Genomic DNA, 20813 nt, shown 5'->3' with positions numbered 1-20813 from the left:
CGGATCCCTTTGCCACGGGCAAAGGGCTCTGACCCCAGCACGAGGAGCAGCCGAGCATGGGCTCGGCTCTACAGCCGCCCCGTCCGCCCCTGTAGAGCCGAGCCTACGCTCGGCTCACGCGCGCAGCGCGGATCTATCGCAGCCTGGCCGAAGAGCAGCCGAGCATAGGCTCGGCTCTACTCCTCTTCCGGCACATCCTGCGGGTTCAGCGTCTTGCTCTCGCGCTTCGGCGCGGTGAACGGCGTCGGCGTCGGCACGCCCTGCGGGCTGTTGCCATAGATCATCCGCGCACCGGCATTCAAGCCACCACCGGCAATTTCCAGCTCAAAGCGCTCGGCATCGCGACGGCGGATCTGCTCGGCAATCTCCACCGCATCGTCTTCGTCCGCACCCAGTTCCACCAGCGCGGCCTGGCCGAACAACACCGCCGATTCGAAGGTCTCGCGGATCTGGAAATCGACGCCGGCATGGATCAACCGCAGCGAATGCTCACGGTCGAACGAACGCACCATCAGCTTGGCCTGCGGGAACTCATGCGCCACCAGTTCAACGATGCGGTCAGCCGCTTCGGCCTTGTCCACGCACACCGCAATCGCGCGCGCAGTGGCGGCACCAGAGGCATGCAGCACATCCAGACGCGTGCCGTCGCCGTAGTAGATCTTGAAACCGAAGCGCGCGGCGCTCTGGATCATCTCCACGTCGTTGTCGATGATGGTCACGTCCACGTCGCGCGCCAGCAGCGACTGGCTGGCGACCTGGCCGAAGCGGCCGAAGCCGATCAGCAGCACGCTGCCGGACAGGCCATCGGCCTCGTCCACGCCGTCCATGTTCACCGTCGGCTTCGGGGCGATGCGCTTGTAGACCAGCACCACCAGCGGGGTCAGTGCCATCGACAGCACCACCACGGCGGTGAAGTTGGCATTGATCTCCAGGTCGATCACGCCGGCCGATGCGGCAGCAGAGAACAACACGAAGGCGAACTCACCGCCCTGCGCCATCAGCACGCCACGGTCCAGCGCCTGCGCGTGGTCGCTGCCCATCACGCGCGCCACCACGTAGATGCACAGCGCCTTGGCCGCCATCAACGCCAGCACCAGGCCGAGGATCAGCTGCCAGTGCGCGGCCACCACGCTCAGGTCCAGCGCCATGCCCACGCTGAGGAAGAACAGGCCGAGCAGGATGCCGCGGAACGGTTCGATATCCGCTTCGATCTGGTGGCGGAAGGTCGATTCGCTCAGCAGCACGCCGGCCAGGAACGCGCCCATCGCCATCGACAGGCCGGACAGCTGCATCAGCAGCGCCGCGCCCAGCACCACCAGCAGTGCGGCGGCGGTCATCACTTCGCGCGCCTTCGATTCGGCCAGCACGCGGAACAGCGGGTTGAGCAGGAAGCGGCCGACCAGCACCAGGCCGACGATGGCGCCGACGCCAACCGCCACCGACAACCAGCGCGAACCCTCGCCATCGGCACTGCCCGCGCTCGGGCCCATCCAGGCCACCAGCGCCAGCAACGGCACGATCAGCAGGTCTTCGAACAGCAGGATGGAGACGATCTTCTGCCCCGACGGCAGTGCGATGTCGCCGCGCTCGGCCAGCAGCTGCATCACCACTGCGGTGGAGGTGAGTACGAAGCCGGTGGCGCCGATGAAGGCCACCTGCCACGGCAGGCCGAACAACTTGGCGATGCTGGTCAGCACCAGCGCACAGGTGACGATCTGCAGCGTGCCCAGCCCGAAGATCTCCTTGCGCAAGCTCCACAAGTGCGAGGGCCGCATTTCCAGGCCGATCACGAACAGGAACATCACCACGCCGAGTTCGGCGGTATGCAGGATCGCCTGCGGGTCGGAGAACCAGCCCAGCCCGAACGGTCCGATCGCCAGGCCAGCGGCGAAGTAGCCCAGCACCGAACCCAGGCCGGCCCGGCGGAACAAAGGCACCATCACCACCGCCGCGCCCAACAGGGCCACGACCTTGACCAGCTCGCTGGTCGCTGCTTCTACCGCCATGCGGTGTTTTCCCCAAGATCCAGAATCGGCTTCAACAATAGAGCAATGCCGATGACGGCAATAGCACGCATGTTGCGCCGGATTGTCTTGGAGGTGGAACGATGTCGGGAGCGAACCCCCACATCATCCTGAAACCGAGCACCCGCTTCGGTAGGTGCCAACCTTGGTTGGCACAATCCGAAACCACAACCTGTAGAGCCGAGCCCACGCTCGGCTGCTCTTCTTGCCGAGGCCAGAAGCAGCCGAGCGTGGGCTCGGCTCTACAGTAGATCCACGCCATGCGTGGATGGACGCCCAGCCGTCATGCCACGGTAGATCCACGCCATGCGTGGATGGATCCCCGGCCGGGCTCACCCGCCCCGGCAAAACGCGGCGTAATCGATATACCCGGGAAACGGCACGCCCGCCGCACACACCGGGCACTGCGGGTCGGGCCGGATGCCGGTCTCGCGGAAGCGCATGCCCAGCGCATCGAAGCGCAGCAGACGCCCCACCAGCGGCTCACCGATGCCCAGCAGCAGCTTCAGCACCTCGGTGGCCTGCAGCACGCCGGCCAGACCCGGCAGCACGCCCAGCACCCCTGCCTCGGAACAGTTCGGTGCGAACTCCGGCGGCGGGGGCTCCGGGAACAGGCAGCGGTAGCACGGCGCCACGCCACGCTGGCGGCCAGCGTCAAACACGCTTACCTGGCCGTCGAAGCGCTCGATGGCGGCATACACCAGTGGCTTGGCGTGCTTGATGCAGGCGTCGTTGAGCAGATAGCGCAGCGGGAAGTTGTCCGAGCCATCCAGCACCACGTCCACACCGTCCAGCAGCGCATCCACGTTCTCGGATGTCACCCGCTCGGGCACCGCTTCGACATCGATGGAAGGGTTCAGCGCCAGCAACCGCTCGCGCGCCGAATCGACCTTGAGTCGGCCGACGCTGGCTTCGGTATGCACGATCTGCCGGTGCAGGTTGCTGCGCTCCACGCGGTCGTGGTCGGCAAAGCGCAGGTGCCCCACCCCGGCCGCGGCCAGGTAGAAGCCTGCCGGCGCGCCGAGCCCGCCCGCACCCAGCACCAGCACGCGCGCCTGCTGCAGCCGGCGCTGACCCGCCTCGCCGACCTGCGGCAGCAGCAGGTGGCGGGAATAGCGGTCGTAGAAATCACGGTCGGCGGCGCTGGCCAGCGGCTGCACCAGCGGCAGCGACTGCTCGCGCCAGGCCACGGTACCGCCCGTCACGGAAGCGACGTTTGTGTAGCCCGCCTGCAGCAGGGATTGCGCGGCATCGGCCGAGCGCTTGCCGCTCTGGCAGATGAGCAGGATTTCCTGGTGCTGCGCCGGCAGATGCGCGGCCGGGTCGGCCTGCAGCTCGCCCTTGGCCACGCCACGCGCACCTTCGGCCATGCCGCCGGCCCGTTCGTGGGCCTCGCGCACATCGATCAGCACGGCGCCGTGGGCCAGGCGCTCACGCGCCTGCGCGGGAGAAAGCTCTTGGATGCTCATGGCAGCATTATCGCGCAGACCCTGCGCATGGGGCTGTCCGCAATCTGACCTTGCAGGCCCCGTCCGCGTCGCGCGGCTGCGCCAGCATGGCACCATGCGTGCGCTGCCCCCTCCTGCATCACGGAACTGCTGCATGCGCTCTGCCACCGAATTCTGGCGTGACCCACGCATGCCCTTCGTCGAAAGCCGACGGGCCTGCGACAGCCGCGCCTGCCATCGCGCCCACAGCCATGACACCTTCTCGATCGGCGCCGTGGACGCCGGCAGCAGCCTGTTCACCGGTGCTGCGGAAGGACCGCGCCTGCTGCATCCGGGCAGCCTGGTCGGCGTTCCCGCCGGACGCGTACATGCCTGCAACCCCCTGCCCGGCCAGGTCTGGAGCTACCAGATGCTGCATCTGCATGCGGGCTGGATGGCCGAGGTGCGCGCAGAGTACGCGCACCAGGCCGCACCCGACTGGCAACTGGAACCGATCCGGATCTCCAGCCACCGCCCGCGTTACCTGCAGTACTGCCAGCTCAACGAAACGCTGTTCTCCGACGATCCGATCGGCGTGAAAGAGGCGGCCCTGATTGCCTTCGTCGGCGATCTGGATGAGCACGATGGCGAGGCCGTTGCCGGCCCACCCGAAGATGCCGCGTTACAGCGGCGGCTGCAGCCGGTGATGGACGCACTGCGCCATCGGCTTGAACACACCCCGGCCCTGCAGGAGCTGGCAACGCTGGCAGGCATGAGCCGCTACCAGCTGATCCGCGCCTTCCGCCGCGCCACGGGCCTCACGCCCCATGCCTGGCAGATCGACCAGCGCATCCAGGAGGCGCGCCGGCGCCTGTGCGAAGGCGAGGCGCTGGCGGTGGTGGCACATGCGCTGGGGTTTGCCGACCAGAGCCATTTCCAGCGGGTCTTCAAGGCCCATGCCGGTGCGACACCGGGGCAATACCGGCGCTGAGCGTGCAATAACGTTCAATACCATCGCGCGGCCCGTCCCCACACTGGCGCCCCCGCCAGCCGCCGCCGCACCCGATGGAACAGTTCCTGATCGTCGCCACCGTCCATTTTCTTGCCCTGCTCTCACCCGGCCCCGACTTCTTCCTCGTAGCACGTACTGCGGTCACCTCCGGCTGGCGCGCGGCCAGCGGCGCCTGCGCCGGCATCGCCGTCGGCAACGGCGTCTTCATCGTGGCCGCGTTCACTGGCATCGCACTGCTGCGTGCGGGCAGCGTGGGGTTCGTCGCGGTGCAGTTGGCCGGCTGCGGTTTCCTTCTCTACCTGGGTGTGTTGTTCCTTCGCCACGCGGGCGCCACGGCACTGCAGCCGCCCGACGCTGCCCGCATGCCACGCGCGGGCGGCGCGCATGGCTGGTGGAAAGCCGCAGGGCTGGGCGCGCTGTCTGCGCTGCTGTACCCCAAGAATGCGCTGTTCTACGCAACGCTGGCGGCCATGCTCAACGGTCCACAGGCCAGCACCAAGGCGAAGCTCTTCTATGCCGTGTGGATGTTCGGCGTGGTACTGCTTTGGGATCTGCTGGTGGCCGCACTGATCGGCCACCCCTGGGTGATGCGGCGCTTCGCTCGCCTCCTGCCCTGGCTGGAGCGGGCCGCGGGCATGTTGATGATCGCGCTGGCCCTGTGGATCCTGGTGTCGCTGTACGCGGCTTGACCCCTCATCGGCAATACCCGGCCTGCCGCAATGGCGTTCAATACGGCCCGTCCGCCTCGCCTCACACTCAGCGCTTTCGGTACACCGGTGGTGGGTTTGCGTGGAGCCGTTCTTCATCATCGCGGCGCTGTACGGCTTCGCCATGGTCCTGCCTGCATCGAATCACGCGATGATCCTGCGCACCGCGATGGGCGCGGGGAAGCGCACGGCCATGGCGCTGTCGCTCGGCATGGCCATCGGCACGGCAGTCATCTGCATCATCACTTTCGTGGCGGCAGGCATGATGGGGAACCGAGGCCTGTGGACCCTGCTGGTGCAATGCGCGGGCTGCCTGTTGCTGCTGCGCCTGGCAGGCATGTGCCTGCGTGACGCCGGCTTGACCACCTTTTCTCCGCTGTCCCTGCAGATGCCCTGGGGCCTGCACGCATATACCCCTTGGCCGGGCATCGAAGCCGGATGCCTGCGGGTTCTCGCCAGCCCCGGCAGCTGGATGCTGCATTCGGCCATTGCCGCCCTGCTTGTGGGACTGGTTGCCGACGCTGGCACCAAAGCTGCCTACGCCACCGGGATGGCCGGCGCCGTGCTGGCGTTCGGCGTGCTGATGGCATGGCTCGGCAGCCAACCGCGCTGGGCGCAGGGTTGTTGCAGGCTGCTGCCCTGGCTCGAGCACGCGGCCGGCCTGGTGATCGGGGCGGTGTCGGTGGCCTACCTCGCAGGTGCCCTGGGTACTACGCTGGTCTGGGCAAGCATCACGGGGCAGGTACGGCTGCCGGAACCGATGATGGCCGCACCCCACAGCATCCCGTGCGCCTTGCCGCATTGCCGCGCACGTCGCGGCAGTCGCCCAGATCGAGATCTGTAGAGCCGAGCCCATGCTCGGCTGACGCACGCAGCGCGCCTCGTCAATCCGCGAAAAGCAGCCGAGCATGGGCTCGGCTCTACAGACCGGTTCGCCGCAACGAAAAAGGCGGCCCTGCGGCCGCCTTCTCGTGAATCACTTGCCCTTGACGTGCTTCATCAGGCGCCGCTTGGCCTTGACCTGCCGCTCGGTGAGGACGTTCTTCTTGCCCTCGTACGGGTTGGCACCTTCACGGAAGATGAAGCTCACCGGCGTGCCGATCAGCTTGAAGCGCTTGCGGAAGAAGTTCTCCAGGTAGCGCTTGTACGATTCCTGCAGTTCCTTCAGGCGCGTGCCGTGCACGATGAAGGTGGGCGGATTGGCGCCGGCCGGGTGCACGTAACGCAGCTTGGAGACGTGGCCGCGGATGGTCGGCGGCGGGTTGGTCTCGTAGGCCACTTCCAGCGCCTTGTTCACTTCGCTGGTGGTGAAGGTCTTGTTCGCCGATTCGTGCGCGCGGTGCACGGCACGGAACAGCTCTCGCAGACCCGAACCATGCTTGGCCGAGATGCGCACCGATTCGGCCCACGGCACGAAGCCCAGCTTCAGCGACAGCATGGTTTCAGCCTGCTCGCGCTGGTACTCGGTCAGGCCATCCCACTTGTTGATGGCGATCACCAGCGCGCGCCCGGCGTCGAGCACGGCACCAAGCACGGTGGCGTCCTGGTCGGTCACGCCTTCGGTGGCATCCAGCATCAGCACGGCCACCTGGCACTGCTCGATGGACTGCATGGTCTTGACCACCGAGAACTTCTCGACAACCTCGTCCACGCGCGAACGGCGGCGCAGGCCGGCGGTATCGATCAGGCGGTACTCGCGGCCGTCGCGCTCCAGGTCCACTGCGATCGAGTCGCGGGTGGTGCCCGGCACGTCGGAGGCGATCATGCGCTCCTCGCCGAGGATGCGGTTGACCAGGGTCGACTTGCCCACGTTCGGGCGGCCGACGAAGGCGATGCGGATGCGGTTCGGATCGTTGTCCAGCTCTTCGCCGCTGCCTTCTTCGGGCAGGCGCTGGATCACTTCATCCAGCAGGTCGTCCAGGCCCTGGCGATGCGCGGCCGAGACGGTCAGCATTTCGCCGAAGCCGTAACGGGCGAACTCGGAGCGCACGCTGTCTTCGTCGGTGCCGTCGATCTTGTTGATCAGCAGCAGCGTCGGGCGCGACAGCTTGCGCAGCCAGGCCAGGATCTCGTCGTCCAGCGCCGAGGTGCCCTCGCGGGCATCGACAACGAACAGGATCAGATCGGCCTCAGCCGCAGCCGCCCGCGCCTGACGCGTGGTGGCGCCGGCCAGGCCTTCGTCCTCACCGGCGATACCGCCGGTATCCACGACGAGGAAATGGTTGTCCTCGTCGAGGCGGCAGACGCCGTAGTTGCGGTCACGGGTGACGCCGGGCTGGTCATGGACCAGCGCGTCACGGGTGCGCGTAAGCGCATTGAAAATAGTCGACTTGCCGACATTCGGCCGTCCAACCAGGGCGACCAAAGGCAGCATCGCGATTACTCCAATTTTTAATTTGCCAACCGGAAGGCGGTCAGCTTGCCATCCACGTTCTGCACCAGCAGCACCCCGTCTGCGACGACCGGCTGGGCCAGCWGGGCGTCGCCGCCGCTCTTCGCCCGTGCCGCCATCGCACCATCGGAGGTCTTCAACCAGTGCACGTATCCCTTGTAGTCGCCGACGACCACGTAATCACCGTGCAGCGCCGGACCGGTCAGCGAGCGACGGGCCAGTGCGGTCTGCGACCACATTGCCGCGCCACTGGCCTTGTCCAGGCCGAACACGCCACCCTTGTTGTCGGTCACGAACACATTACCCGACGACACCGCCACGCCACCTGCACCGCCATGGTCACGTGCCCACAGCGGGCGACCGGTCGGGCCTTCGATGGCCATGGTCTGGTTCTTGAAGCTGCTCACGAACAGGGTGTTGCCATCCAGCACCGGCGCGCCATCGACGTCTGCCATGCGCTCCAGCTCGGTACGGCCCTCGCCGTTGCCGAGGTTCTGTTCCCACAGGGTACGCCCATCCTGCTGGGCCAGGGCTGAAACCGAACCCTCGTCCTTGCCGATGAACAGCACGCCCGGGCCGGTCACCACCGGCGCGTTGCCGCGTACGGTCAGGGCCGGCAGCTCGCTGGGGTTGAACCAGCGCTGGGTGCCGTTACCGACATCGAATGCGGTGATGCGGCCATCATTGCTGCGCACGTAGACCATGCCCTGGGCGATGGCCGGCGCGGCGATGACTTCACCCGGAACGCGGGCGCGCCACTTCTCGCTGCCGTCGTTGATGTCCAGGGCGATGACCTGGCCATCCAGCGTGCCGATCACGACCAGGTTCTCACCGACACCCGGGCCGCCGGACAGACGCAGCTTGGCCTTCTTCTTTTCCTTCTTCGGCTCCCAGGTCCAGACCTTCTTGCCGGTCTGCAGGTCGATGGCGTGCACGCCACCGGTGATCGCCGCGGCGAACACGTGGCCATTGGCCACCGCCGGGCCCTGGCGCACGCCGATGCGGCGCTCGCCCTTGCCCAGGTTGACCGACCAGGCCTTGTTGACCTTCAGGGTCGGCTCGAACTTGACCAGCTCAGCCGGTTCCTGCGCCTTCTTCGCCGCCGCGTCCTTGCCGGCGAACCAGCCCTTCACGGTGCTGCAGCCGGTCAGGGCCATGCCCATCAGGAGCACGGTGGCGACGCGGGTGATCATGACCTTCTGACTCATCAAACCGACTCCGCAGGGGCGGCGACGGTGCCGCCGGCGTCCATAACCTTGGTTTCCAGCAGGCGCCGCTGCGGCGCTGCCACGTCCAGCGTCTTCAGCGCTTTCTCGTACTGTGCGCGGGCGTCGTCACGCTTGCCCTGCGCCATCAGCGCATCGCCATGGATTTCCAGGCTGCTGCTGTCGCTGGCGCTGCCGAGCAGCTTGATGGCCTCGTCGCTCTTGCCGGTGGCCACCAGCAGGCGGGCCACACGCTGGTCGACCACGCGCTGCAGGTCACCTTCGACCTTCACGCCGCGCAGGGTGGCCAGTGCTTCTTCGTTCTTGCCGGCGTCGACCTGGGCCTTGGCCAGCTGCAGCGCCGCGAGGTCGCCGTAGATGCTGGAGGGGCCGGCCTCGAGTGCCTTCACTGCCTTGGAGGCATCGTCCAGCTTGTTCTGCTGCAGGCCGACCAGGGCCTTCTGGTACTCGACATTGGCCGAGGCCAGCTTGCCGCCCTGATCCTTCTGGTACCACTGCCAGCCGGCAATGGCACCGATGGCGATGACCACGCCACCGAGGATGCTGGCGCCATTCTTCCGCAGCCAGCTGCGGACGCGTTCACTTTGTTCGTGCTCGTCGAGCAGATCGTCGATCGCCATGCGTACTCTCGCCCCGCCCATCGGGAGGGACCATTGGGATTAATCGAAGGTGGTGAAACCGCGCCTCAGTGCGAAACCGGGACTACGGAGCCTTCAGAGGATACCTGAAAGCGTGCCACGTTGGCTCGCTGGTAGGGGGTCAGATCGACGATAGCGCCGCTCTGCTGAACCTGGACCGCCGAGGCGTTGCCCAGGGTGACCCGGGCCACCTGGCCGGGCGTGAAGCTGCGGCTCTCGCCGGATTTGATCAGCGCCTTCTCGACGGTGGTGCCGTCCGGGCCGCCGATATCGACCCAGCTGTCGCCGCTGAACTGCATCTCCAGCGTGTTGGCGGCAGCGGCCGGCGCCGGGGTCGAACGCGGCACCGGGGCCAGCGAGGCCACATACGGGGTTGCCGCCGGCTTGGCGGCCGGGGCAGTCGCGTCAGCCGGGGCAGCGGCATCGACGCCCGCGGCGGACGGGGTGACCGGCACCGCGGCCGGGATCGCGTCCAGCGAGGCGGTGCTCGGGGAGGGCGTTGCGCTGCCGTCGAAATGGCCACGGGTGGCGAACCACACCGGCACCGCCAGCACGGCGGTGATGCCGACATACAGCATGCGCCGGCCAAGGTTCTCGGCAATGCGGCGGGCACGCGGGGTATGGGTGTGGCTGACCAGGGTGGGCGGGACCACCGGGCCAACCTGGGCCTGCTCCAGCAGTTGGCTCACATCCACATTGAGCAGGCGCGCATAGCTGCGCAGCTGGCCGCGCACGAACACCGGCGCGCCGAGCTTCTGCCATTGCTCCTCTTCCAGCGACTTGACCACCTGGACCGGCATGCGCAGGCGCGAGCCGACATCTTCGAGGGTCAGTCCGGCCGCCTCGCGGGCCTGGCGCAGGCGGGTGCCGCAGCCGGCCGCAGTCTCGAGAGCGCTCACAGTCTGGTCATCAATCACAATGCATCAACCCTGGAGTTAGGAGCCCGCTTCCTGCGGAAATTCCTGTCGAATCCGCTGAAGATAGCGATCAGATGCCGCCCGATCACCCAGCCGCGCTTCGATTTGAGACGCAAGTTGTAACACGGAACGCGTTGCGGGTGCAGCCGCAATCCTACGTTCGGCGAAGGCCCGGGCCTCCATGAAGCGGCCCTGGCGGAAGCTGAGCTGGGCCATCGCTTCCAGTGCAACGGGGTTGCCCGGCAGCGTGGACAGCGCCGCGCGCAGGTCGCGTTCGGCACGCTCGAGCTGGCCAGCGTCCAGCGCACAGCTGCCGGCATTGGCCTGCGCCTCGGCCGCCGTGGCATAGCCCGGCGCCTGCAGTGCACGGTCGAACCAGGCCAGCGACTCGGCTGGCCGCCCCTGCTGGCACAGCCATGCGCCGTAGTTGTTGAGGATGTCGCCCCGCTGCGGCGCCTGTTCGGCGGCCCTGCGGAAGCTCTCGCCGGCCTGCTGGGTGCGGCCACGGCGCTCGTCGATGCCGGCCTGCAGCACGAGTGCATCAGGCGATCCGGGAGACAGCTTCAGCACCTCGCGCACCTTGCGCTCGGCCGCGTCGAGGCTGCCGACCTGCATGTCGCGAACGGCCAGTGCCAACAGGTCCTGTTGGCGTACCTGCCGCCGCACATTGTCCGGATCACGCACCGAATAGACCGGCGCTTCACTGGGGCCCAGCTTGGCCTTGGGGCGGGATTTGCAGCCGCTGACCGAAACGGCCAGCGTGCCTGCGAGCAGGACCAGCCAGAGGCGGTCAAGCCGCGGCATTGCTCCCCTTCCCCGCCTGCAGCGTCTTGTTGAACTCCGCCTGGCGGCGGGTGCGGTCCATCACCTGGCCCTTGAGCTGACCGCAGGCGGCGTCGATGTCGTCGCCACGGGTGCGGCGGACCATGGTCAGCACGTTGCTGTCGAGCAGGATCTTCTGGAAGGCACGGATGTCGACCTCCTCGGAACGCTCGTAGCGGGTACCCGGGAACGGGTTGAACGGGATCAGGTTGACCTTGCCCGAGTCCTTGGCCTGCACCGCGTTGTCGAACTGGCGCATCAGGCGGGCCAGCTCGCGGGCATGCTCGGGCTTGTCGTTGATGCCCTTCATCAGGGTGTATTCGAAGGTGACCGATTCGCGGCGCTTGTTGGCGCGCAGGTAACGCGCGCACGAAGCCATCAGCTCGGCGATCGGGTACTTCTTGTTGAGCGGCACCAGCGTTTCGCGCAGCGCGTCGTTCGGCGCATGCAGGGAAACGGCCAGCGACACGTCGCTCTCGGTCGACAGGCGGTCGATCTGCGGGACCAGGCCGGAGGTCGAAAGCGTCACGCGCTTGTTGGCCAGGCCGTAGCCCAGGTCGTCGCGCATCACGCTCATGGCGCGCACGACGTTGTCGAAATTCATCAGCGGCTCGCCCATGCCCATCATCACCACGTTGGTGAGGCGGCGCATCTGGTGCGGCACGTTGCCCAGGTGGCGTGCGGCAACCCACACCTGGCCGATGATCTCGGCGGTGGTCAGGTTGCGGTTGAAGCCCTGGGTGGCGGTGGAGCAGAACGTGCAGTTCAGGCCGCAGCCGACCTGCGAGGACACGCACAGCGTGCCGCGGGTCTTGTCCGGGATGTACACGGTCTCGATGGCGTTCTTGCCATCCACGCCCATTGCCAGCAGCCACTTGTGGGTGCCGTCGGCGGAGGGCTTGTCGAACACGATGTTGGGAACCAGCACCTCGGCATGGGCCTGCAGCTTGGCGCGCAGGACCTTGCCGAGGTCGGTCATTTCATCGAAATCGGTGACGTAGCGATGGTGGATCCACTTCATCACCTGGTGGGCACGGAATTTCTTTTCGCCGAGTTTTTCGACGAAAAACTGTTCCAGGCCCGCGCGATCGAGGTCGAGCAGGTTCTGCTTGCCAGCCGTGGGTGCCGACTTCGGCAGCGGCTGGATGGCGGGGGACTGTACGACCTCGTTCACGGCATCACTCTCAGCGCGAAACGACTTCGGTCGCGGCGAAGAAGTAGGCCACTTCAATGGCGGCATTCTCGACCGAGTCCGAGCCGTGGGCGGCGTTGGCATCGATGGAATCGGCGAAGTCGGCGCGGATGGTGCCCGGCGCAGCGTCCTTCGGGTTGGTGGCGCCCAGCAGGTCGCGGTGGGCCAGGACGGCGTTCTCGCCTTCCAGGGCCTGGATCATCACCGGGCCGGAGATCATGAACTCGACCAGCGCGTTGAAGAACGGACGCTCGCGGTGCACGGCGTAGAAGCCTTCGGCTTCACGGCGCGACAGCTGCTTGTACTTGGCGGCCACGACCTTCAGGCCGGCCTTCTCGAAGCGGGCGTAGATTTCGCCGATGACGTTCTTGGCAACGGCGTCCGGCTTGATGATCGAAAGGGTGCGCTCCAGCGCCATGGGATGTCTCCAATGGAATCGGGCCGCTGATGGCCCGAAGGGTAACATGAAAAAAACCCGCGTCGGGACGCGGGCTTAGCCTGATAAACGTAGGCGAATTGTAAAAGATAAAGCGCTGCCGTGGTAGAGGGCGGCCAGCGCCCCTTGTAGAGCCGAGCCCATGCTCGGCTGCTTTTGGCCAGAAAGGCAGCCGAGCATGGGCTSGGCTCTACAGGTTCAGGTACGCCCCATTCACCCACCTGAGCGGATTCTGACCGCCCGAGGCATTTTTGCTGCACTGCAAAATGCCATACGCTACCGTCTGGTCCTAGTATCAAACAATCGTTTGATTAAGGTCCGCCCACCGATGGCCAAGCCCGCCCACTTCTCGACCAAGGACCGGATCCTCGGTGCCGCCGAGGAGCTGTTCGCCCAGCACGGCTTCGCCGGCACCTCGCTGCGACAGGTGACCAGCCAGGCCGACGTCAACATCGCTGCGGTCAACTACCACTTCGGCTCCAAGGAAAACCTGGTCAACGAGGTGTTCCGCCGCCGCATGGACGAGATGACCGGTGCCCGCCTGTCGCAACTGGAACGCGCCCGCGCGGAGCACCCCGGCGAACTGCGCCCGGTGCTGGCCGCCTTCGTCGAACCGGCGCTGGCGCTGGCCCAGGACCGCCAGAACGGCGGCGCCTTCGTGCGCGTGATCGCCCGCGCCTACGCCGAGAAGAACGACAACCTGCGCAAGTTCCTGTCCGACCACTACGGCCACGTGCTGCGCGCCTTCGGCAAGGCCATTTCCGAATGCGCGCCGGACCTGAGCAAGGAAGAGCTGTACTGGCGCCTGGACTTCCTGGCCGGCTCGCTCACCTATGCCATGGCCGACTTCGGGCTGATCAAGCGTCCCGCCGGTGTCACCGAAGCGGCGCATCGTGCCCATGCCGCCCATGAACTGATCCATTTCGCCGAAGCCGGGTTCCGCGCCGCCGCACGCGCCAGCGCCCTGCCCGCTTCCCCTTGATTCCACCCAGTAACTGCTGACCAACAAAGGCCTTACACCATGTCCAATTCCCTGCTAGTCCGCCGCGCCGCCGTGCTGGGTGCCGGCGTCATGGGTGCCCAGATCGCCGCCCACCTCACCAACGCCGGCGTCGACACCGTGCTGTTCGACCTGCCCGCCAAGGAAGGTCCGGCCGACGGCATCGTGCTGAAGGCGATCGCCAACCTGGGCAAGCTGAGCCCGGCGCCGCTGGCCAGCAAGTCGCTGGCCGAAGCCATCACCCCGGGCAACTACGAAACCAGCCTGGAGCAGCTGAAGGACTGTGACCTGATCATCGAGGCCATCGCCGAGCGCATGGACTGGAAGCAGGACCTGTACAAGAAGATCGCCCCGTTCGTGGCCGACCACGCGGTGTTGGCCTCCAATACCTCGGGCCTGGGCATCAACAAGCTGGCCGATGTGCTGCCCGAGCAGCTGCGCCACCGCTTCTGCGGCGTGCACTTCTTCAACCCGCCGCGCTACATGCACCTGGCCGAACTGATTCCGGCCACCACCACCGACAAGGCGGTGCTGGAAGGTCTGGAAGCGTTCCTGGTCACCACCCTGGGCAAGGGCGTGGTGTACGCCAAGGACACCCCGAACTTCATCGGCAACCGTATCGGCGTGTTCTCGATCCTGTCCACCATCCACCACACCCAGCAGTTCGGCCTGGGCTTCGATGAAGTGGACGGCCTGACCGGCCCGCTGGTCGGCCGCCCGAAGTCGGCTACCTACCGCACCTCCGACGTGGTCGGCCTGGACACCATGGCACACGTCATCAAGACCATGGGCGACACCCTGCCCAACGACCCGTGGCATGAGTTCTTCAAGTCGCCGAAGTGGCTGGACGCGCTGATCGCCAAGGGCGCGCTGGGCCAGAAGACCGGCGCCGGCATCTTCCGCAAGGTCGGCAAGGACATCGTGGTGCTGGACCTGGAGAAGCAGGACTACCGTCCGGCCGACCGCGCCGCCGCACCGGAAGTGGTCGAGATCCTGAAGATCAGGAACCCGGCCGAAAAGTTCGCCAAGCTGCGCGAGAGCCAGCACCCGCAGGCGCAGTTCCTGTGGGCGACCTTCCGCGACCTGTTCCACTACAGCGCCTACCACCTGGCCGACATTGCCGAGACCGCGCGCGACGTGGACCTGGCCATCCGCTGGGGCTACGGCTGGTCGCTGGGCCCGTTCGAAACCTGGCAGGCCGCCGGCTGGAAGCAGGTGGCGCAGTGGATCGCTGATGACATCGTGGCCGGCAAGAGCATGAGCAACGCCCCGCTGCCGGACTGGGTGTTCGATGGCCGCGATGGCGTGCATGCCGCCGAAGGCAGCTACAGCCCGTCGCGCAACGCCAAGCTGCCGCGTTCGTCGCTGCCGGTGTACCAGCGCCAGCGCTTCCCGGATCCTCTGCTGGGCGAGACGTTCGCGCCGGGCGAGACCGTGTTCGAGAACGATGGCCTGCGCATGTGGCATGACGGCGACGGCATCGCCGTGGTCAGCTTCAAGACCAAGATGAACACCGTGTCCGACCAGGTGCTGGACGGCCTGCAGGAATGCGTCAGCCGCGCCGAGAAGGACTTCCAGGGCCTGGTGATCTGGCAGCAGAAGGAGCCCTTCTCCGCCGGTGCTGACCTGGCCGGCGCGCTGGGCCTGCTGCAGGCCGGCAAGGTCGACCAGTTCGAAGAAATGGTGGCCAACTTCCAGCGCACCAGCCAGCGCATCAAGTACTCGCTGGTGCCGGTGGTGGCTGCCGTGCGCGGCCTGGCCCTGGGTGGCGGCTGCGAGTTCCAGATGCACAGCGCCAAGACCGTGGCCTTCCTGGAAAGCTACATCGGCCTGGTCGAAGCCGGCGTGGGCCTGCTGCCGGCCGGTGGCGGCCTGAAGGAACTGGCGGTGCGCGCCTCGCAGGCCGCTGGCCCGGGCGGTGACGTGTTCGCCGAGCTGAAGAAGACCTTCGAGACCGTGGCGATGGCCAAGGTGTCCAACTCGGCGGTCAACGCCAAGGAACTGGGCCTGCTGCGCAGCACCGACAAGGTGGTGTTCAACAGCTACGAGGCGCTGTACATCGCCAAGGCCGAAGCACGTGCGCTGGCCGAAGCGGGCTATCGTCCGCCGCTGCCGGCACGCCGCATCCAGGTGGCCGGTGACGTGGGCATCGCCACCTTCAAGATGATGCTGGTCAACATGCTGGAAGGCCGCTTCATCAGCCCGTACGACTACGAGATTGCCGAGCGCATCGCCACCGTGCTGTGCGGCGGCAAGGTCGATCGCGGCACCCTGGTGGACGAAGAGTGGCTGCTGACCCTGGAGCGCAAGCATTTCGTTGAACTGGCCCAGCAGGAAAAGACCCAGGCCCGCATCGCGCACATGCTGAAGACCGGCAAGCCGCTGCGTAACTGATCGCCCTGCTTCTGGCAGGTGCCCACCTTGGTGGGCACACCGCCGCCTCCGGTGGGTGCTGACCGTTGTTCGGCACACCTCCGCCTCTGGTAGGTGCCCACCTTGGTGGGCACACCGGCAAAACCCATTCAAGAGATCACTGCAATGACCAAGCAAATCCAGGACGCCTACATCGTCGCCGCCACCCGTACCCCGGTGGGCAAGGCGCCCAAGGGCATGTTCCGCAACACCCGCCCCGACGACATGCTTGCGCACGTGCTGCGCAGCGTCGTCGCCCAGGCCCCGGGCGTGGACGTCAACCGCATCGATGACGCGATCATCGGCTGCGCCATGCCGGAAGCCGAGCAGGGCATGAACGTGGCGCGCATCGGCGTGCTGCTGGCCGGCCTGCCGAACACCATCGCCGCGCAGACCGTGAACCGCTTCTGCTCCTCCGGCCTGCAGGCCGTGGCGCAGGCCGCCGACGCGATCCGCCTGGGCAACGCCGACCTCATGCTGGCCGGTGGCACCGAGTCGATGTCGATGGTGCCGATGATGGGCAACAAGATCGCGATGGCGCCGAGCGTGTTCGACAACGACCACGTCGCCATCGCCTACGGCATGGGCATCACCGCCGAGAAGGTGGCCGAAGAGTGGAAGGTCTCGCGCGAAGACCAGGACGCCTTCGCCCTGGCCTCGCACCAGAAGGCCATGGCCGCGATCCAGAACGGCGAGTTCAAGGACGAGATCAGCCCGTACGAGATCGTCTCGCACCTGCCGGACCTGGCCGATGGCCAGCGCATCATCACCCGCAACAAGGTCGCCGACACCGACGAAGGCCCGCGCCCGGATTCCTCGGCTGAAGGCCTGGCCAAGCTGCGCCCGGTGTTCCGTAACGGCCAGTTCGGCGGCACCGTCACCGCTGGTAATTCCTCGCAGATGAGTGACGGCGCCGGCGCGGTGCTGCTGGCCTCGGAACAGGCGATCAAGGATTACGGCCTGACCCCGCTGGCCCGTTTCGTCAGCTTCTCGGTGGCCGGCGTTCGCCCCGAAGTGATGGGCATCGGCCCGATCGCCGCGATTCCGAAGGCACTGAAGCAGGCCGGCCTGACCCAGGACCAGCTGGATTGGATCGAACTGAACGAAGCCTTCGCCGCGCAGTCGCTGGCAGTCATCCGCGACTGCGGCCTGGATCCGAGCAAGGTCAACCCGCTGGGCGGCGCGATTGCCCTGGGCCACCCGCTGGGCGCGACCGGCGCAATCCGCACCGCCACCCTGCTGCACGGCCTGCGTCGTCGCCAGCAGAAGTACGGCATGGTGACGATGTGCATCGGCACCGGCATGGGCGCAGCGGGTATTTTCGAGGCGCTGTAAGGTTCAAAGCGTTGCCGGTCGGGATGTCGGCTTACTGCAGGGCCCGGGTGGGTGAGACTGCCCGGGACACGCCGCAAGTACATCCCTGTAGGCTTGGCAGCGGCATCCATGCCGCTGACAGTCCCGGTCAGCCTCACCCACCCGTGCCATCCAACATTCCGCGCGGCGGAGGGGTGAGCAAAGGTAAGGGCAAAGGCAGGGGTCAGAGCCCTTTGCTGCGCAAAGGGATCCGACCCCAACAAGCAAAAAGGCAGCCATCGGCTGCCTTTTCTGCTTGTGCTTCTGCCTTTGATTCCGCCCTTCCCGTCCGCGCCCGCAGGAAACCTGACAGGCGGGACGGGTGGGCCTTTGCAGGACCGTTCGCCGCATGGATGCGGCGACCGAGCCCCCATGGACGGGTTTACGGCGTGTCCTGCAAAGGCCCACCCGTCCCGCCCATCACGTATCAATCAAGGCGCTGCACGGAGCGCTTGACAAAACCCTTATTCCGCCAACATCGCCGTCAGCTTCTCCCGCGCCGGGCCGGCCAGCTTCGGGTTGTCCAGCGCAAAGCGGATCGTCGCCTCCACCAGCCCCAGGTGCGTACCGCAATCGAAGCGGGTGCCCTCGAAACGGTAGGCATCGACCTCTTCGGTCTTCAACAACTGCGCAATCGCATCGGTCAACTGGATCTCACCACCCGCACCGCTGCCGGTCTGCTCCAGCAGCTCGAAGATCTTCGGGCTCAGCACGTAGCGGCCGACCACGGCCAGATCGCTCGGTGCATCCTCCGGCTTCGGCTTCTCCACGATCTGCGAAATACGGCCCTTGCGACCATCGAACGCATCGGTGGCCACGATGCCGTAGCTGGCGGTCTTGTCGTGCGGTACGTCTTCAACGGCGATGACGCTGGCGCCACTGGCCTCGTTGAGATCGGCCATCTGCTTCAGCGCGCCGTCGCCGCGGTTCCAGATCAGGTCGTCCGGCAGCAGCACCGCGAACGGCTCGTCACCGATCACGGCCTTGGCACACAGCACCGCATGGCCCAGGCCCAGCGCTTCGGCCTGGGTCACGAAGACCGCGCGCACGCCGTTGGGCAGCACGTGGCGGATCATCTCCAGCTGCTCCTGCTTGCCGGCGCGCTCGAGCTTCTGCTCCAGCTCATAGGCCTTGTCGAAGTAGTCGGCCACCGCGTGCTTGTAGCGGTTGGTGATGAACACCAGCGTGTCGCAACCCGCTTCGATCGCTTCATCAACCGCGTACTGGATCAGCGGACGATCAATGATCGGCAACATTTCCTTCGGAACCGTCTTGGTTGCCGGCAAAAAGCGCGTCCCGAGCCCTGCCACTGGAAAAACTGCCTTGCGAATTCGCTTGCTCATTGGTGCCTGTTGGCCTCACGTGCCGGAAAGGGCACAACTTTAGCGGATGAAATGTAAGCATCCTGTTCGATCGGCGAGAACTCCGGCATCGTCGCGAACAGGATCTCCTGGATGCTGGTGGTGTCGTAATCAGCCACGGCGTCGCGCAGGCGCGGCACATTGCCCAGCACCACTTCGCGCGCGAAAGTGCGCACACCGGCCTCGAGGATTTTCGGATGCGCGGTGGAGCGGTAGTCCTCATCCGAATAGAACAACGTCTCGTGCAGTTTCTCGCCCGGGCGCAGTCCGGTGTAGATGATCTGGATGTCCTTGTACGGCTGCTTGCCGGCCAGGCGGATCATCTGCTCGGCCAGCACGCGGATCGGCACCGGCTCGCCCATGTCCAGCGTGTAGATCGCGCCGTGCGACGCCGACGCGGCCGCCTGCAGGATCAGCTGGCAGGCCTCCGGAATGGTCATGAAGTAACGGCTGACTTCCGGGTCGGTGACGGTCACCGGCCCACCGCGCAGGATCTGTTCGCGGAACAGCGGCACCACGCTGCCGGCCGAGGCCAGCACGTTGCCGAAGCGCACGGTGACGAAGCGGGTATGCGTGGATTTCTGGTCCAGGCTCTGGCAGATCATCTCCGCATAGCGCTTGCTGGCGCCCAGCGCATTGACCGGGTCGACCGCCTTGTCGGTGGAGATGAACACGAAATGCTCAACGCGCGCTTCCAGGCAGGCGCGGGCCACGTTCTCGGTGGCCAGGATGTTGTTGCGCACGGCTTCGCGCAGCTGCCGCTCCAGAACCGGCACGTGCTTGTAGGCGGCGGCATGGAAGGCGGTGTCGACCGGATGCAGCGACAGTGCATGGCGGATCACCGCCGGGTCGCCGCAGTCGCCCAGCACGGCTTCGATCTCGACATCCGGGAAACTGCGCCGCAGCTCGCCTTCGATGGTCAGCAGCAGCAGTTCGCTGATCTCGAGCAGGATGATGCGGCCGGCACCATGACGCGCACACTGGCGGCACAGCTCCGAGCCGATCGAGCCACCGGCGCCGGTGACCATCACGGTACGCCCGCCCAGCCAGCCACGGATCAGGTTCCAGTCCGGCATGATCGGCTTGCGGCCAAGCAGGTCCTCGATCGCCACTTCCTTCAACTGACCGGGCAGCGACTGGCCCTGCAGGATGTCGCTGAGCTTGGGCACGGTACGGAACGGCACGCCGGTGCTTTCGCAGATGGCAACGATCCGCTGCATGCCGGCGGCATCAAGCGAAGGAATGGCGATGACCAGCAGCTTGGCCGCGGTCTCGCGCACCACGGTCGGCGCATCGTCCAGGGTGCCGAGAATCGGCAGGCCCTGCAGCTTGGCACCACGCAGGTGCGGCGCGTCATCGAGCAGGCCGACCGGCTCGAAATTGCCGGACCGGCGCAGGTCACGCACCAGGGTCTCGGCGGCCTGGCCGGCGCCCAGGATCAGCACGCGGCGCGCGGACGAGTCGGACTGCAGCGCCTGGTAGTCCTTCCAGGCCCGGTACAACAGGCGCGGCGCGCCAAGCAGTGCCGACAGCGCGAACGGATAGATCACCAGTACCGACATCGGCACGCCGTCGAAGCGCTTCCACATCAGCACCAGCACGATGGCCACCATGCCGATGAAGCTGGCCTTGAAGATGTTCAGCAGGTCGCTGACGCTGGCGAACCGCCACAGGCCGCGATAGAGCCCGACACGCCAGAACACCAGGCCCTGCAGCAGCAGTACCAGCGTGGTGTCGACATTCCAGAGAGGCAGCTCGGGGGCGTTGGCCAGGATCGAGTACCGCCCCGCATGGAGCAGCTGCCAGCATGCCCAGACCATGAACAGGTCGTGGCAGACAATGGCCGAACGCGGCATCAGGCCGAGAATTCTGTCCCGCCAGGGTGAAGCCATAA

At 66.5% G+C, this 20813-nt stretch carries 17 protein-coding genes; 6 read left to right on the top strand and 11 right to left on the bottom strand.

The features are described 5' to 3' along the window. Positions 1-176: 176 nt before the first annotated feature. On the bottom strand, positions 177-2006 hold the full coding sequence (locus D7Y61_RS00590) for a monovalent cation:proton antiporter-2 (CPA2) family protein (protein WP_180864527.1): 1830 nt from the start codon (positions 2004-2006) through the stop codon (positions 177-179). 350 nt (positions 2007-2356) lie between these two features. Continuing rightward, positions 2357-3493, bottom strand: a complete 1137-nt coding sequence (moeB, locus tag D7Y61_RS00585; RefSeq protein WP_180864526.1) for a molybdopterin-synthase adenylyltransferase MoeB — start codon at positions 3491-3493, stop codon at positions 2357-2359. Between the two features lie 133 nt (positions 3494-3626). Between moeB and D7Y61_RS00580 the strand changes: the two genes are divergently transcribed. From D7Y61_RS00580 to D7Y61_RS00570, 3 genes are all read left to right on the top strand, one after another. Next, on the top strand, positions 3627-4442 hold the full coding sequence (locus D7Y61_RS00580; protein ID WP_180864525.1) for an AraC family transcriptional regulator: 816 nt from the start codon (positions 3627-3629) through the stop codon (positions 4440-4442). Positions 4443-4516: 74 nt separating this feature from the next. After that, positions 4517-5152: a LysE family translocator gene (locus D7Y61_RS00575; RefSeq protein ID WP_180864524.1), complete on the top strand. Its 636-nt coding sequence runs from the start codon at positions 4517-4519 to the stop codon at positions 5150-5152. A 100-nt stretch (positions 5153-5252) separates the two neighbouring features. Continuing rightward, positions 5253-6014, top strand: coding sequence for a lysine transporter LysE (locus tag D7Y61_RS00570; protein WP_180864523.1), 762 nt, complete (start codon positions 5253-5255; stop codon positions 6012-6014). A gap of 132 nt (positions 6015-6146) precedes the next feature. Here D7Y61_RS00570 and der read toward each other — a convergent pair whose 3' ends face one another. The 7 genes from der to ndk all read right to left on the bottom strand — a co-directional run bounded on the left by der (position 6147) and on the right by ndk (position 12775). Further along, the gene (gene der / locus D7Y61_RS00565) at positions 6147-7544 is read right to left on the bottom strand and encodes a ribosome biogenesis GTPase Der (protein ID WP_107232312.1); all 1398 of its coding nucleotides are present in this window, start codon (positions 7542-7544) and stop codon (positions 6147-6149) included. A gap of 17 nt (positions 7545-7561) precedes the next feature. Next, positions 7562-8770, bottom strand: a complete 1209-nt coding sequence (gene bamB, locus D7Y61_RS00560; RefSeq protein WP_180864522.1) for an outer membrane protein assembly factor BamB — start codon at positions 8768-8770, stop codon at positions 7562-7564. Further along, positions 8770-9408 (bottom strand): YfgM family protein, encoded by a 639-nt coding sequence (locus tag D7Y61_RS00555; RefSeq protein ID WP_180864521.1) that lies wholly within the window; start codon positions 9406-9408, stop codon positions 8770-8772. The genes bamB and D7Y61_RS00555 overlap by 1 nt, the downstream gene beginning before the upstream one ends. Positions 9409-9473: 65 nt before the next feature. Next, a complete protein-coding gene (locus D7Y61_RS00550) occupies positions 9474-10343 on the bottom strand; it encodes a RodZ domain-containing protein (RefSeq protein WP_180864520.1) in 870 nt (289 codons plus the stop codon). An 18-nt stretch (positions 10344-10361) separates the two neighbouring features. Then, positions 10362-11147 (bottom strand): type IV pilus biogenesis/stability protein PilW, encoded by a 786-nt coding sequence (gene pilW / locus D7Y61_RS00545; RefSeq protein ID WP_180864519.1) that lies wholly within the window; start codon positions 11145-11147, stop codon positions 10362-10364. Next, complete coding sequence (gene rlmN, locus D7Y61_RS00540; RefSeq protein ID WP_180864518.1) at positions 11134-12339, bottom strand: 23S rRNA (adenine(2503)-C(2))-methyltransferase RlmN; 1206 nt, start codon at positions 12337-12339, stop codon at positions 11134-11136. The genes pilW and rlmN overlap by 14 nt, the downstream gene beginning before the upstream one ends. 10 nt (positions 12340-12349) lie before the next feature. After that, complete coding sequence (gene ndk, locus D7Y61_RS00535) at positions 12350-12775, bottom strand: nucleoside-diphosphate kinase (protein WP_108749396.1); 426 nt, start codon at positions 12773-12775, stop codon at positions 12350-12352. A 346-nt stretch (positions 12776-13121) separates the two neighbouring features. Here ndk and D7Y61_RS00530 point away from each other — a divergent pair, with 346 nt between their 5' ends. The 3 genes from D7Y61_RS00530 to D7Y61_RS00520 all read left to right on the top strand — a co-directional run bounded on the left by D7Y61_RS00530 (position 13122) and on the right by D7Y61_RS00520 (position 17540). Further along, the gene (locus D7Y61_RS00530; RefSeq protein WP_180864517.1) at positions 13122-13775 is read left to right on the top strand and encodes a TetR/AcrR family transcriptional regulator; all 654 of its coding nucleotides are present in this window, start codon (positions 13122-13124) and stop codon (positions 13773-13775) included. Between the two features lie 39 nt (positions 13776-13814). Further along, on the top strand, positions 13815-16187 hold the full coding sequence (locus D7Y61_RS00525; RefSeq protein ID WP_180864516.1) for a 3-hydroxyacyl-CoA dehydrogenase/enoyl-CoA hydratase family protein: 2373 nt from the start codon (positions 13815-13817) through the stop codon (positions 16185-16187). 144 nt (positions 16188-16331) lie between these two features. Continuing rightward, positions 16332-17540 (top strand): acetyl-CoA C-acyltransferase, encoded by a 1209-nt coding sequence (locus D7Y61_RS00520; protein WP_005416236.1) that lies wholly within the window; start codon positions 16332-16334, stop codon positions 17538-17540. 482 nt (positions 17541-18022) lie between these two features. Here the strand turns inward: D7Y61_RS00520 and galU are convergent, their stop codons facing one another. After that, positions 18023-18901 (bottom strand): UTP--glucose-1-phosphate uridylyltransferase GalU, encoded by an 879-nt coding sequence (galU, locus tag D7Y61_RS00515; protein ID WP_135273268.1) that lies wholly within the window; start codon positions 18899-18901, stop codon positions 18023-18025. Beyond that, positions 18898-20811 carry a polysaccharide biosynthesis protein gene (locus D7Y61_RS00510; RefSeq protein WP_180864515.1) on the bottom strand — a complete coding sequence of 638 codons (1914 nt, stop codon included), beginning with the start codon at positions 20809-20811 and terminating at the stop codon, positions 18898-18900. Before D7Y61_RS00510 ends, galU begins: the two co-directional genes overlap by 4 nt. Positions 20812-20813: the final 2 nt, after the last annotated feature.

It is taken from the genome of Stenotrophomonas maltophilia, from assembly GCF_013464485.1.
Lineage (GTDB): Bacteria > Pseudomonadota > Gammaproteobacteria > Xanthomonadales > Xanthomonadaceae > Stenotrophomonas > Stenotrophomonas maltophilia_AW.
The sequence above is the reverse complement of the archived record's forward strand: the minus strand, read 5'-3'. Positions and strand labels throughout refer to the sequence as shown.